The organism is Mumia spirodelae (genome assembly GCF_050632745.1).
GTDB lineage: Bacteria > Actinomycetota > Actinomycetes > Propionibacteriales > Nocardioidaceae > Mumia.
Window position 1 is genome coordinate 44,253 of the sequence record NZ_JBODSD010000007.1, and the last position, 14,224, is coordinate 58,476.

11 protein-coding genes are annotated in these 14,224 nt (G+C 73.4%); 8 read left to right on the forward strand and 3 right to left on the reverse strand.

Annotated features, from left to right (window positions below):
- The first annotated feature begins 11 nt into the window (after positions 1-11).
- The 7 genes from ACQSSQ_RS23490 (at position 12) to ACQSSQ_RS23520 (ending at position 11,306) form a co-directional block, all read left to right on the forward strand.
- The gene (locus tag ACQSSQ_RS23490; protein WP_431329583.1) at positions 12-1,937 is read left to right on the forward strand and encodes a dipeptide/oligopeptide/nickel ABC transporter permease/ATP-binding protein; all 1,926 of its coding nucleotides are present in this window, start codon (positions 12-14) and stop codon (positions 1,935-1,937) included.
- Positions 1,930-2,937: an ABC transporter ATP-binding protein gene (locus ACQSSQ_RS23495; protein ID WP_431329584.1), complete on the forward strand. Its 1,008-nt coding sequence runs from the start codon at positions 1,930-1,932 to the stop codon at positions 2,935-2,937. The genes ACQSSQ_RS23490 and ACQSSQ_RS23495 overlap by 8 nt, the downstream gene beginning before the upstream one ends.
- Positions 2,938-3,017: 80 nt before the next feature.
- Positions 3,018-6,359 (forward strand): serine hydrolase, encoded by a 3,342-nt coding sequence (locus tag ACQSSQ_RS23500; protein ID WP_431329585.1) that lies wholly within the window; start codon positions 3,018-3,020, stop codon positions 6,357-6,359.
- Positions 6,359-7,525 (forward strand): M20 family metallopeptidase, encoded by a 1,167-nt coding sequence (locus ACQSSQ_RS23505; RefSeq protein WP_431329586.1) that lies wholly within the window; start codon positions 6,359-6,361, stop codon positions 7,523-7,525. The genes ACQSSQ_RS23500 and ACQSSQ_RS23505 overlap by 1 nt, the downstream gene beginning before the upstream one ends.
- Positions 7,522-8,436, forward strand: a complete 915-nt coding sequence (locus tag ACQSSQ_RS23510) for a GNAT family N-acetyltransferase (protein WP_431329587.1) — start codon at positions 7,522-7,524, stop codon at positions 8,434-8,436. The genes ACQSSQ_RS23505 and ACQSSQ_RS23510 overlap by 4 nt, the downstream gene beginning before the upstream one ends.
- Positions 8,433-9,539 carry an o-succinylbenzoate synthase gene (gene menC, locus ACQSSQ_RS23515; protein ID WP_431329588.1) on the forward strand — a complete coding sequence of 369 codons (1,107 nt, stop codon included), beginning with the start codon at positions 8,433-8,435 and terminating at the stop codon, positions 9,537-9,539. Before ACQSSQ_RS23510 ends, menC begins: the two co-directional genes overlap by 4 nt.
- Before the next feature lie 93 nt (positions 9,540-9,632).
- Positions 9,633-11,306, forward strand: coding sequence for a PucR family transcriptional regulator (locus ACQSSQ_RS23520; protein WP_431329589.1), 1,674 nt, complete (start codon positions 9,633-9,635; stop codon positions 11,304-11,306).
- Here the strand turns inward: ACQSSQ_RS23520 and ACQSSQ_RS23525 are convergent.
- A complete protein-coding gene (locus ACQSSQ_RS23525) occupies positions 11,266-12,405 on the reverse strand; it encodes a sulfite oxidase (protein ID WP_431329590.1) in 1,140 nt (379 codons plus the stop codon). The two genes, ACQSSQ_RS23520 and ACQSSQ_RS23525, sit on opposite strands and share 41 nt — an antisense overlap.
- A 108-nt stretch (positions 12,406-12,513) precedes the next feature.
- Here ACQSSQ_RS23525 and ACQSSQ_RS23530 point away from each other — a divergent pair, with 108 nt between their 5' ends.
- Positions 12,514-13,017, forward strand: a complete 504-nt coding sequence (locus ACQSSQ_RS23530; protein WP_431329591.1) for a GNAT family N-acetyltransferase — start codon at positions 12,514-12,516, stop codon at positions 13,015-13,017.
- 40 nt (positions 13,018-13,057) lie between these two features.
- On the opposite strand, the gene ACQSSQ_RS23535 is transcribed toward ACQSSQ_RS23530, so the two are convergent.
- Together ACQSSQ_RS23535 and ACQSSQ_RS23540 are read right to left on the reverse strand one after the other, a co-directional pair.
- Positions 13,058-13,705: an NADPH-dependent F420 reductase gene (locus ACQSSQ_RS23535; protein ID WP_431329592.1), complete on the reverse strand. Its 648-nt coding sequence runs from the start codon at positions 13,703-13,705 to the stop codon at positions 13,058-13,060.
- A gap of 43 nt (positions 13,706-13,748) precedes the next feature.
- A complete protein-coding gene (locus tag ACQSSQ_RS23540; RefSeq protein ID WP_431329593.1) occupies positions 13,749-14,099 on the reverse strand; it encodes a hypothetical protein in 351 nt (116 codons plus the stop codon).
- Between the last annotated feature and the right edge of the window lie 125 nt (positions 14,100-14,224).

Below are 14,224 nucleotides of genomic sequence, written 5' to 3' on the forward strand. Positions count from 1 at the left end.
TGCGCACGCTCATGACCCGTAGCACGCGGACGACGCGGTGGTCGGCGATCCTCCGGACCCCGCTGGGGGCCTCCGCCGTGATCCTTCTGGGGCTCGTGCTGGCGATGGCGGTCGTGGCGCCGATCCTGTGGGGCGACGAGGCCTCCGCCGTCGACACGGACGCGATCATGCAGGGTCCGTCGAGCGCGCACCCGCTCGGCACGGACGCCCTCGGCCGCGACATCCTCTACCGGGTCCTCGTCGCCACGCGCCTGTCGGTCGGGCTGGCCCTCGCCGCGACCGCGATCGGCGTGACTCTGGGCACGATCCTGGGGGCGGCACCGTCGGTCCTGCCACGCCGCGCCGGCCGGCTCGTGACCTCCGGCGTGAACATCGCCGTCGCGTTCCCGGGCCTCCTTCTCGCCCTGTTCTTCGCGGTGATCTTCGGCGTCGGGACGACGGGTGCGGTGCTCGCGATCGGGCTGGCGACCGCGCCGGGCTTCGCACGCCTCACGCAGACCCTCGCGGCGTCGGTGGCTGGTCGCGACTACATCGCCGCGGCCCGGGTGGCGGGCGTGGGCCGGGTACGGGTGCTGTTCCGTCACGTCCTGCCCAACATCGGCGAGCCGCTCGTCGTCAACGCCACGATCGGAGCCGGCACGGCGCTGCTCGCGTTCGCCGGCCTGTCGTTCCTCGGCATCGGCGTGCAGGCCCCGTCGTACGACTGGGGCCGTCTGCTGGGCGAGAGCCTCAACCGGATCTACACCAACCCCGCCGCGGCGCTCGCGCCCGGCGTCGCCGTGGTGGTCGCGGGCCTGGCCTTCAACCTGTTCGGCGAGACGGTCGCCGCGGTCGTGGGTCAGCGGACGAGGTCGGAGAAGTTCCGGGACGTGCCGCGAACCCGCGCCGCCGTTGCGCCCGAGCCGGTCGAGGCCGGGGTGGTCGACGACGCGCCGGTGCTCCAGGTTGAGAACCTGCGGGTCGCGTTCCCGGCCGGAGACGGATGGACGACGCCCGTCCGCGGCGTGAGCTTCAGCCTGCGTCCTGGGGAGGTCGTCGGTGTCGTCGGGGAGTCGGGCTCGGGCAAGAGCCTCACGGCCCTCGCGGTGTCACGGCTGATCGAGGCCCCGGGGGCGGTCACCGCCGACCGGCTGGACTTCGCCGGCGTGCCGCTGCTCACCACCGACGAGCGTGCCTTGCGCTCGCTCCTCGGCACGTCGCTCGCGATGGTGTTCCAGGACCCGATGACGTCGTTCAACCCGACGCGGCGCATCGGCGGCCAGCTCGCGGAGGTCGCGGTCCAGCACCAGGGCATGAACCGGCGTACGGCGATGGCGCGCGCCGTGGACCGGCTCCGTGCCGTGCGCGTCCCCGCGGCCGAGCGGCGGGCCCACCAGTACCCGCACGAGTTCTCCGGCGGGATGCGCCAGCGCGCCATGATCGGGATGGGCCTGATGGGCAGCCCGCGGCTGGTGGTCGCCGACGAGCCGACGACGGCGCTCGACGTCACCGTCCAGAAGCAGGTGCTGCAGCTGCTCGAGCAGGTGCGGGCGGAGACGCAGGCCGCGATCCTGCTCATCAGCCACGACATCACCGTGGTCTCGCAGACCTGCGAGCGGATCCTCGTCATGTACGCCGGACGCATCGTCGAGGACCTGCCGGCGCGCGACCTGTTCGCGCGTGCTCGGCACCCGTACACGCGTGCTCTGCTGTCGGTCGTCCCCGACCTCGAGTCGGACCGCGACCAGCCGCTGGGCGTCATCCCCGGCCGGCCGCCCGAGCCGGGCAGGGTGCCGCACGGCTGTGCGTTCGCGGACCGTTGTCCCCGCGCGACCGAGCAGTGCCGGACCGACGACCCGGAGCTGCGCGAGGGCATCGCGTGCTGGCACCCGGTCACGGAGCTCCCGGTGCCGGTCGTCGCCGAGGCAGCACGAGGAGAGGTGGTGCGCAGTGAGTGAGCTGCGGTTCGACGACGTCAGCGTGCGCTACGGCAACCGGCGGCACGGCCTGACCGCGGTCGACGGGGTGAGTCTCACCGTGCCCTCAGGCGCGGTCGTGGGTCTGGTCGGCGAGTCCGGCTCGGGCAAGTCGACGCTGGCGCGGACGGCGGTCGGGTTGTCCCCGGTGACCTCCGGGCGCGTCCTGCTCGACGGCACGGACATCGGTCGGCTGCCGCGGGGCCGCCGTCCGATCCAGATGGTCTTCCAGGACCCCTACTCCTCCCTCGATCCCCGCATGACGATCGGCGACTCCATCGCGGAGGCGTTCCCGCGCGGGGCGCACCGCGGAAGGTCCGCCCGGCGTGGCGAGGTCGGCCGGCTGCTCGAGCTGGTCAACCTCGACCCCGACCGCGCGGAGGTCCTTCCCCGCCAGCTGTCGGGTGGCCAGCGTCAGCGCGTCGCGCTCGCCCGGGCGCTGGCGGGACAGCCCGACGTCGTGATCGCCGACGAGATCACCTCCGCCCTGGACGTGTCGGTCCAGGGAGCGGTGCTCAACCTCGTCCGCGACGTCCAGCGTCAGCTCGGTCTCTCGATGCTGTTCATCTCGCACAACCTCGCCGTGGTCCGCTATCTCAGCGACTTCGTGGCGGTGATGTACCTCGGGCGGATCGTGGAGGCCGGACCGACCGACCGCGTCCTCGCCGACCCGCAGCACCCCTACACGCGCGATCTGCTCGGCGCCGCCCCGGCGCGTCACGAGCCCGTCGCCGCCGTGGGGCCGGAGTCCGTCGCCGACGTCGAGCCGCCGGACCCGCACGACCCGCCGCACGGGTGCCGCTACCACCCGCGCTGCCCGGTCGGTCCGCTCGTGGTGGCCGGTCGGGACGTGTGCACGACCGACGACCCGAGCGTCGGGGCCGACCAGCGGCCGCATGATGCGGCATGCCACTTCCCCCTGGGCAAGAGTCCCGTGCCCCCGATCACCGACCTGTCCGGTCGTCCCACTCCGGTGGGGTGATTTCGGACGCCTGTACGAGGCTGTCCGCCCCGTGACACGTAACTCTCAGACCACACCACTCCGATGAAAGGGACCGTGACGTGACCCAGCGCGTGGACATCGACGACCTGTACGACCTCGTGCTGCCCGAGCAGCCGGCCCTCTCTCCGGACGGGAGCACCGTCGCGTACGTGCTGCGGACGACCGACCGCGACGCCGACCGCGACTGCCGCTCGCTGTGGGTGGTGCCGGCCTCCGGCGGCAGCCCGCGACGGCTCACCCGCGGTACGAGCGACAGCTCGCCGGTGTGGTCGCCGGACGGATCGCGCGTGGCGTTCCTGAGGGCCGCCGACGGCCCCGCCCAGGTCTGGGCGATCCCGGTCGACGGCGGCGAGCCCGAGCAGCTCACGTCACTGCCGCTCGGTGCCGGCGAACCGGTGTGGAGCCCCGACGGCTCGCGGCTCGCCCTGTCGGCGCCGGTCGACCTCGAAGCCACCGCGGGTGAGGGCGACGCGGCGCAGAAGGCTCGCGCCACCGCGCCGATCGTGACCGACCGGCTCGGCTACAAGGCCGACGGCGCGGGCTACCTGCGGACGGTGCGCATGCATGTGCACGTCGTGGACCTGAGCACCGGTGCTGCCCGTCAGGTCACGCGCGGTGACTGGCACGCCGGGTCGCCGGCATGGTCGCCGGACGGCACGCGCGTCGCGTTCTCCGCCGCCCGCGACGCCGATGCCGACCTCTCCATGAAGACGCCTGCGTACGTGGTCGACGCTGTCACCCCGAACGCGCAGCCCACGCTCGTCGGCCCGGCGGGCGCCGGCCTCGGCCCGGTCTCCTGGACCGCCGACGCGACGGCGCTGCTCGCGGTGGGCCGTCCGGACACCGCGGTCGGCCACCTCCAGCTGCTGCGCGTCCCGCTCGACGGCGGCGACGTCGTGGATCTGGCCGCGTCGCTCGACCGCAACGTCATGCCCGGCGGCCCCGGCTACCCGGGCGCGCTGCCTCGCCTGAGCGCCGACGGACGTGAGGTGCTGTTCTGCGTCCGCGACCGTGGCTGCACCCACCTGTACGCCGTGGGCGTCGACGGGGGAGAGCCCCGCCTGGTCGTCGGCGGCGCCGGCACCAACGTGTCGGGCATGTCTGCTGCGGGGACCACGGCCGCCGTCGTGCTCGGCACCCCCACCTCGTACGGCGAGGTCGCCGTCGTCGACGTCGCGAGCGGCGACACGCGGAGGGTCACCTCCCTGCAGCGTGACGACCGCGCGCTCTTCGTCCCCGAGGCGCGCGAGTTCGCGATCTCCGACGGCACCGTCGTCGAGGGCTGGCTCGTCCGCGACCCCGACCGCGAGGGCCCGCTCCCGCTGCTGCTCGACATCCACGGCGGCCCGCACAACGCCTGGAACGGCTCCGCCGACGCGGTGCACCTCTACCACCAGGTGCTGGCCGCCAAGGGCTGGGCGGTGCTCCTCCTCAACCCGCGGGCGAGCGACGGGTACGGCGAGGCGTTCTTCACCGCGGCCGTCGGCCGGTGGGGGGCGGCGGACGCGAAGGACTTCCTGGAGCCGCTGGACCAGCTCGTCGCCGACGGCACTGCCGACGCCGACCGGCTCGCGGTGACCGGCTACAGCTACGGCGGGTTCATGACCTGCTACCTGACCAGCCGGGACGACCGCTTCGCCGCGGCCGTGGCGGGGGGAGTGGTCAGCGACCTGACGAGCATGGGCGGCACGTCCGACGCCGGCCACTACCTGGCGGACCTCGAGCTCACCGCCGGTACGGCCGACGCGCGCGAGCACGTGGACCCTCTGTCGCCGCTCACCGAGGTCGGCAGCGTGACCACCCCGACGCTGATCGTCCAGGGCGACGACGACATCCGCTGCCCGGTCGGTCAGGCGGAGCAGTGGTTCACCGCGCTGCGCGAGCGCGGGGTGCCGTCGCGGCTCGTCCTCTACCCGGGCGGCTCGCACCTGTTCATCCTCGCCGGGCGCCCGTCGCACCGCGCGGACTGGAACCGTCGCGTCGTCGCCTGGGTCGAGCAGTACGCCGTCGCACCCGGCACGTCGCGTCGTGTGCCGATCGACCAGGCCCACTGGCAGCGCCGCCTCAGCGAGCTCGCCACGCGTTACAGCGTGCCAGGCGCCGCGCTCGGGATCCTGCGTCTCGGTGACGCTCCGGCGTACGCGCACAGCGGTCTGGTCAACGCTGCGACCGGCGTGGAGGTCACCGATGACACGCTGTTCCAGATCGGCTCGATCAGCAAGGTCTGGACGGCGACCGTCGTCATGCAGCTCGTCGACGAGGGCCTGCTGGACCTCGACGCGCCGATCGTCGAGGTCCTGCCGGAGCTGAGGCTCAGCGACCCCGACGTCGCGAAGCAGGTCACGATGCGCCACCTGCTCACCCACACCAGCGGCATCGACGGCGACGTCTTCACCGACACCGGCCGCGGTGACGACTGCCTCGAGAAGTACGTCGCGGTGCTCGACGAGGCGGGGCAGAACCACCCGCTGGGCGCGACCTTCTCGTACTGCAACTCCGGCTTCAACCTTGCTGGACGCGTCATCGAGAAGCTCACCGGCAAGGTGTGGGACGAAGCCATGCGCGAGCGCCTGTTCGCCCCGCTCGGGCTCGCGAGCACGGGCACGCTCCCGGAGGAGGCGCTGCGGTTCCGGGCGGCGATCGGGCACGTGGGCGAAGGCGACGAGGAGCCGCGACCGGCGCCCGTGTGGGGGTTGCCGCGGTCCGCCGGACCGGCGGGCCTGATCCACGCGACCACCGCCGAGGTCCTCGCGTTCGCGCGGATGCACCTCGAGGGCGGCGCGGCTCCGGACGGCACGCAGGTCCTGAGCGCGGCGTCGACGGCGGCGATGACGGAGCACCAGACCGACCTCCCCGACCCGTACACGCTGGGTGACTCGTGGGGGCTGGGCTGGATCCGTTTCGGCTGGGGCGGCCGCCGTCTCATCGGCCACGACGGCAACACGATCGGCCAGTCCGCGTTCCTGCGGGTCCTGCCCGAGGAGGGCATCGCCGTCACCCTGCTCACGAACGGCGGCAACGCGCGCGACCTTTACGTCGACCTGTACGGCGAGATCTTCGAGACGCTTGCGGGCGTCTCCCTGCCGGAGACGCCCGTCCCGACCGACCCGCCCGCCGTCGTCGACGCCGGCCGCCACCTCGGCACCTACGAGCGCACGGGAGCGCGGATCGAGATCGTCGAGGGTGAGGACGGTCTCGTGCTGCGGCACACCGCGACCGGCCCGCTCGCCGCACTGGTCGAGGACCCGTCGCAGGAGCTGGCGCTCGTCCCGATCGAGGACGACCTGTACGCGATGCGGATGCCGGGCTCGGAGAACTGGACCAACGTCGTGTTCTACACGCTGCCGACCGGTGAGCAGTACGTCCACTTCGGGGCGCGGGCCACGCCGAAGGTCGCCTGATGCGCGACACCGTGGCGCTCGACACCGTGTCGCTCGACGCCGTGCTCCTCGACATCGAACGTCTCGTCCGGTGCGAGTCGCCGTCGGACGACCTCGCCGCCGTCGCTCGCAGCGCCGAGGTCGTCGCGGAGATCGGGACCCGGCTCCTCGGCGTCGCGCCGGAGACGATCGTGGTCGAGGGCTGCACCCACCTGCGGTGGCGCTTCGGCGCGGTGCCCCGGGTGCTGCTGCTGGCGCACCACGACACCGTGTGGCCGGTCGGCTCGCTCGAGACCCACCCGTACGAGGTGCGCGACGGCGTGATGCGAGGCCCGGGCTGCTTCGACATGCTGACCGGCCTGGTGATGGCGCTCCATGCGGTCGCCGCACTCGACGACCGCGACGGCATCACGCTGCTCGTCACCGGTGACGAAGAGCTCGGCTCGCCGACGTCGCGTGCGCTGATCGAGGAGGAGGCCCGCGGATGCGCGGGAGCGCTCGTGCTCGAGGCGTCGGCCGACGGCGGCGCGCTCAAGACCGAGCGCAAGGGGGTCTCCCTGTACGAGCTGGTCGTGGAGGGACGTGCGGCGCACGCGGGGCTCGAGCCGGAGAAGGGCGTCAACGCGGCGGTCGAGGTCGCGCACCAGGTCCTCGCGGTAGCGGCGATGGGCGACTCGGCGGCGGGCACGACGGTGACCCCGACCGTGGTCCGCGCCGGCACGACGACCAACACTGTCGCTGCGGGCGGGTCGATCGCGATCGACGTCCGGGTGCGCACGGTCGCCGAGCAGGACCGCGTCGACCGGGCGGTGCACGCGCTCCGGCCCGTGCTCGACGGCGCGCGGATGTCCGTACGTGGCGGGCCCAATCGTCCGCCTCTCGAGGCGACCTCCTCGGCGGCCCTCTTCGCCCGGGCCTCGCGCATCGCGTCCGGGCTGGGCCTCGCCGCGCCGACGTCGGCAGCCGTCGGCGGGGCGTCGGACGGGAACTTCACCGCCGGGGTCGGCACTCCGACGCTCGACGGCCTGGGTGCCGTCGGCGGGGGTGCGCACGCCGACGACGAGCACGTCGTCGTCGGGCAGGTCGCCGACCGGACCCGGCTGCTGGCCGCGCTGGTCGCCGACCTGCTGAAGGACGGCTGCGAGCCGGCGACGCCCGCCCGGCTCGACGAAGGGGTACACGCATGACGATGACCAGGCCCGACGACCTCGCGACGGATCTCGTCCCCGAGACGACGGCCGCGCCCGCCGTCCGCGATGCGATCGAGGCGGCGGGAGCGGCCGCGCGACGCGCCGGCGTCCATGTCCGCCAGCTCGACAGCAACGCGCAGTTCGCCCAGGTGAGTGCGCTGTTCGAGGTGATCTGGCGCCCGGACGGCACGAGCCTGCCGGTGACCGGCGAGCTGCTGCGGGCGCTGACGAAGGCGGGCGGGTACGTCGGGGGAGCGTACGACGGCGACGAGCTCGTCGGTGCCTGCATGGGCTTCTTCGCCCCGCCCGCGCAGCGGGCGATGCACAGCCACATCGCCGGGGTCTCGCCGCGGATGCGCGGCCGCAACGTCGGTTTCGCCCTCAAGGTGCACCAGCGGGCCTGGTCGCTCGCCCACGAGACGACCGAGATCTCGTGGACGTTCGACCCGCTCGTGCGCCGCAACGCGTACTTCAACCTCAGCAAGCTCGCGGCGACCCCCGCGGAGTACCTCGCCAACTTCTACGGCCCGATGAACGACCGGATCAACGGCAGCGACGACACCGACCGGCTCCTCGTCAGCTGGGACCTCGCGTCGGACCAGGTCGCGGCGGCGTCCGGCGGACGGCACCCGCTCGCCGACGCCGAGGCGGCACGGGCCGCGCACGCCACCATCGCGGTCGGGGAGTCCCCGACGGGCGCACCGGTCGTACGGCGCGTGCACGGGCCGACCGTCCTGGTCGCGGTCCCGTCCGACATCGAGGCGCTCCGCGCAGAGCAGCCCCGCGCCGCGGCGGGATGGCGTACGGCCGTCCGTGACGCTCTCGGCGGGATGCTCGCCGACGGCGCGCGGATCCGAGGGTTCGACCGCAGCGGCTACTACATCGTGGACAGGGAAGGTTCGTCATGAAGCTCACCGGAGTCGAGATCCGGACCATCGCGATGCCCCTCGTGGCGCCGTTCCGGACGTCGTTCGGCACCGAGACCGTCCGAGAGGCGTTGATCCTGCGTGCCGTCACGCCGGACGGGGAGGGCTGGGGCGAGTGCGTCGCGATGAGCGATCCCCTCTACTCCTCGGAGTACGTCTCGGCCGCCGCTGACGTGCTGCAACGGTTCCTCGTCCCGGCGCTCGGCCAGGTCGAGGACCTCGACGCCCCCGCCGTCGCTCCGACACTGGCGCCGTTCAAGGGACACCGGATGGCCAAGGCCGCCCTCGAGATGGCGGTGCTGGATGCGGAGCTGCGAGCGGAGGGGCGGTCGTTCGCACGCGAGCTCGGTGCCGTGCGCGACCGGGTGCCCTGCGGCGTGTCGGTCGGGATCATGGACTCGATCCCCGCGCTGCTCGACGCGGTCGCGGGCTATCTCGACGCCGGCTACGTCCGGATCAAGCTCAAGATCCAGCCGGGCTGGGACGTCGAGCCGGTCCGTGCGGTGCGTGCGCGCTTCGGCGAGGACGTCCTGCTGCAGGTCGACGCCAACACCGCCTACACGGTCGCCGACGCACGCCACCTCGCGCAGCTCGACCCGTTCGACCTGCTGCTGATCGAGCAGCCGCTGGACGAGGAGGACGTCCTCGGGCACGCCGAGCTCGCGAGGCAGCTGCGCACGCCGGTGTGCCTCGACGAGTCGATCGTGTCGGCGCGTGCGGCGGCCGACGCGATCCGCCTCGGCGCCTGCTCGATCGTGAACGTGAAGCCCGGCCGCGTCGGCGGATACCTCGAGGCGCGGCGCATCCACGACGTCTGCGCGGCGCACGGCGTCCCAGTGTGGTGCGGCGGGATGCTCGAGACCGGCATCGGGCGCGCGGCGAACCTGGCGCTCGCCGCGCTCCCGGGATTCACCCTGCCCGGCGACACGTCCGCCTCCGACCGGTACTACCGGACCGACATCACAGAGCCCTTCCAGCTCGACGGGGGCACCCTCGCGGTGCCGAGCGGGCCGGGCCTGGGGGTCGAGCCGGTCCCCGAGGCCCTCGACGAGGTCACCACCTCCACCACGTGGATCCCGCTCTGAGCGACCCCTCTTGTCGCGCACGACGAAGCCGTTCTACGGTTTCGTCGTGCGCGACGAATCTCTGCAGGGCCACGGGCCACTAGCGTCCGTGGCGTGCTCGTCCCGGTGACCACCAGCCCCAGAGCCAGCCTCGGACGCGTCCTCGAGGACCTCGGCACGACGCTCCTCGACCTCGTGTGCGGCGATCCCGACCGCGTGGACCACATCGGCGCCGTCGTCATCCACGACCCGCTCGACGAGTCGCTGCCTCCCGGCCGGGCGATGGTCCTCGGCGTCGGCCTGCGCGAGCCCGACGACATCGTGCGCCTCCTCGACACGCTCGGCGAGCACCGTGCGGCAGGGCTGGTCGTCCGCGCACCGGTCGTCGTCGACGCGGCGTGCGCCGAGGCGGTCGAGCGCTCGGGCGTCGCGCTCCTCGGGCTCACCCGCGGGGCGTCGTGGGCGCAGCTCGCCGCCATGCTGCGGTCGCTGATCGCCGAGGGCGACGTCGGTGCCGCAGAGCACGAGACGCTGGGCGGGATGCCGTCGGGCGACCTGTTCGCCCTCGCCAACGCGATCGCGACGCTGCTCGACGCCCCGGTCACGATCGAGGACCGCAGCTCCCGGGTGCTCGCGTTCTCCGGTCGGCAGGACGAGGCCGACCCGTCGCGCGTCGAGACGATCCTCGGCCGTCAGGTCCCGCAGCGCTTCACCCGGATCCTCGAGGACCGCGGCGTGTTCCGCGACCTCTACCGCAGCCAGGAGCCGGTCGTCGTCGAGCCGGTCGACGCGGACGGCGACTTCGCCATCCCGCGGGCCGCGCTCGCGGTCCGCGCCGGCGACGAGATCCTGGGGTCGATCTGGGCTGCGGTGCGCGAGCCGCTGTCGGCCGAGCGCTCGCAGGCGCTGCAGGACGCGGCGAAGCTGGTGGCCCTCCACATGCTGCGGCTGCGGGCAGGGGCCGACGTCGAGCGGCGGCTGCGCGCCGACCTGGTGGCGACCGCGCTCGAGGCCGGGGCGGGTTCGGCCGAGGCGATGGCACGCCTGGGGCTGGCCGACCGGGCGAGCCTGGTCATGGCGCTCGTGCCGCAGGAGTCCGCCGCCGACGAGGGTCCGACGGCCACCCACGCCCAGCTCGTCGCCGAGCGGCAGCGCCTCGCCGACGCGTTCGCGATGCACCTCAGCGCCGTCTACCCGCGCTCGGCCGCGGCGCTGATCGGGGACGTGACCTACGGCATCGTCGGTGTCCGCGAGGACCGCCCGGACGCCGAGGAGCGTGCCGTCCACGTCGCCACCGAGTTCCTCGACCGCATCGGGTCCAGCCGGCGGCTGCTGATCGGCGTCGGCCCGGTCGCGTCCGACCACGTCGCGCTCGCGCGCTCGCGCTCGGGCGCCGACCGTGCGTTGCGCGTCCTCCGCCAGGGGGCCTCGACCCAGCAGGTCGCGCGGATCACGGACGTGCATGTCGAGGCGCTGCTGATCGAGCTCACCGACCTCGCGGCCGCGCGGGGCGACCAGCTCGCGGGGCCGGTCGCACGCCTGGTGGAGTACGACGAGAAGCGCGGCGCCCGGCTCGTCGAGACGCTGCGCGCGTGGCTCGACGCGTTCGGTGACGTGATCGCGGCGTCGGCTGCGGTCTACACCCACCCGAACACCTTCCGCTACCGGCTGCGGCGGCTTGCCGAGGTGGGCGGGTTCGACCTCGGCGATCCGGATGCACGGTTCGCGGCGATGCTCGAGCTGCGGCTCATGTCCCGGGCTGAGACCCCTCCGGCGGAGGCACCCTGACGAGCACGGGGACCCGCTGGACGTGGCTGTTGGCCATGCCCTGACGGTTCCAGCGCTGGCTGACCGGCTGTGTACGACCGTCGGCGTCCGTCGCCCGCACGCACAGCTCCGTACGGCGCGGGGTGGCGTGCCAGACGAACGACCAGCGCTGCCACTCGTACGCCTCTCCGGGCGGGGCGACCTCGGCGTCGGCCCACGAGTCGCCGCCGTCGGTGCTCACCTCGACCCGGGCGATCGGGGCGTGGCCCGACCAGGCCCGCCCGGTGAGGACGTGCGTGCCCTCGTCGACGACGCGCGTCCGGGTCTGGAAGTCCGGGAACCCGGGCGGCTTCATCAGCGCCCGCGGCTCGATGCGGGTGACCGGCTCTCCGGGATCGGTGCGGTCCTGCTTGATCCGGTACGCCGTGGCGTTCTGGAACCCGGTGAACACGTGGTCGATCACCGTGATCCGGACGAGCCACTTCACGTACGTCATGCCGTACCACCCCGGGACGACCAGGCGCACGGGCGCGCCGTGCTGTGGCGGTAGGGGTTGGCCGTTCATCGTGGTGGCGAGGAACGCCTCGTCGCGGGCGACCTCCTCCAGCGACAGCGCCCGCTGGTAGTCCTGCTCGATCCCGCGCTCGACCCCGTGGTCGGCTCCGGTGAAGACGACCGCCTGAGCCCCGGGGAGGATGCCGGCGCGGTCGAGCAGCGCCGAGAGGCGCACCCCGGACCACTCGGCGGTGCCGACGGCCTCGTCGAGCCACGGCTGACTGATCGGGCGGGGTGAGGTCCGGGCGCGTCCGTTGCCGGCGCACTCCAGCGTGACGCGCCGGGTGACGCGGTCGGCCTCGCCCAGCCCCTCCAGCGCCTCGAGGTCCAGGCTCAGAGGGTGGTCGACGTGCCCGTCGATCTCCAGCCGCCAGGTGGCCGGGTCCAGGAGCGGGATGTCGTAGTGCACGAGCACGTAGTGCAGGCCTGGCGGAGTCACATCCAGGTCGAGCATCTCCAGCGGCATGCCGTGGTTACGGGTCGCCAGGCGCAGCTCGTCCAGCGAGATGGCGTCGTCCTCCGCGAGCCGTGCGGGCGGACTCGTACGGTCGTCGATGCTCGTCATGGCGGGCCCCCTCCCCGCCCGGCATATCACCGCTGGACGGTCGACGTCCACGGTCGTGCACGCAAACGTCGTCGCCAGCGGTCCGGCCGATCGACTAGCGTCCGCCGCATGACCGTGCACCTGCGACGTCTCGAGCCCGCCGACCTCGACGGCGTGGTCGCTCTGTCGCTGCGGGCGTGGGAGCCGGTGTTCGCGTCGATGGCAGCCGTGCTCGGCCCGCGGCTCGACGCGATGGTCAACCCTGAGTGGCGGACAGGCCAGGCGGCCGCGGTCCGCGCCGTGTGCGAAGAGCGGAGCGCGTACGTGTACGTCGCCGACCTCGGCGGTGACGTGGTCGGGTTCGCGGCCGTCGCGCTGCACGGCGACGCGGCGCCGGAGCCGGGCAGCGGCGAGATCGAGATGATCGCGGTCGACCCCGAGCACCAACGGTGTGGCGTCGCCCGGCGCCTCATCGACCACTGCACGGATGTCATGGTCGAGGAGGGGTGCCGGTTCGCGGTCGTCGCGACCGGGGGAGACCCGGGCCACGCGCCGGCACGGGCGGCGTACGAGGCGGCGGGCTTCACGGGTCTCCCGCTGGTGCGGTACTACAAGGCACTGCCGGCTGGTTGAGCGAGGGCCGACGCGGCGGCGCTCGCTCGACCAGCGGGTGTCACATGTCCCGGTAGCGCTTCGCCTCGCCGATCTTGACCTTGAGCTCGTCGGCGTCGAACGGCGCCACGTATCCCGGGGTGTCGCGCTGGATGCGCCACCCCTCGGCCAGCGGCCCGAGGTCGACCACGTCGAATCCGGCGGCGTCGATGAACGCGGCGACGGTCGCCCGCGCCTCGGCGTCGTCGCCGGCGATCGCGAGGGCGCGGCGGCCCGGGGTGCCGGCCGGCTTGGCGTGCTCGGTGATGTGCGGCGCCGCGATGTGGTTGAAGGCCTTCACGACCTTCGACTCGGGGAGGTGACGCTGGAGGAGCTCGGAGACGGTGGTCGACTCGTCGTCCAGCTCGGCGATCTGGCCGTCGCGCTGCGGGTAGTAGTTGTTGGTCTCGATCACGACCTTGCCCACGAGCGGCGCGACGGGGACGGTCGGGATCGCGGCCAGGGGCGTCGTGACGACCGCGATGTCCGCCGCCTCGGCCGCCTCCTGCGGCGTGCCGGCGCGGGCCTTCGGGCCGAGCTCGGCGACGAGGTCCTGGAGGGTCTCCGGGCCGCGCGAGTTGCTCAGCACGACGTCGTATCCCTGGGCGATGGCCACACGCGCCAGCTGGCTGCCGATGTGACCGGAACCGATGAGTCCGATGGTGGTCATGGAGGCGGGCAACTCCCCGCGGCCGGGTCGTATTCCGTCCGGGTCAGGACGCGAGGTGCAGGCGCCGCCCGGTGGGACCGTCGCCACGGACGATGCGCACGGCGCCGCCGGCGGCCTTGGTGCGCGGGACGTCGAAGAGGACCGAGACGTGCTCCCTGGCGTACGGCGCGACGACGACCTCGTCCGCGGGCCACAGCGCGGGATCGGCGGGCTCGTGCTGGGTGCCGTCCGCCGCGAGGAACACCGCCGGCACGACCGAGACCGCAACCGGGCTGTCCCCGCGGTTGCTCACCTCGACGTCCGCCACCACGAAGACGTGGTTGGGGCTGGGGCGGCGCCCGTCGATGGTCCGCCGCACTGCTGAGCCGACGACGGTCAGGTCGATGCCGTACACGCTCGTGCTCCTTCGCTCGAGACTTGCGCAGCACGCGTCCGAGAACGTGCCGCTCCTTCACTTGTACAACGTCCGGGGGTCGCGCACATGACGCGGGTCCGGCGTGTGAAACCGGTCATAGTGGT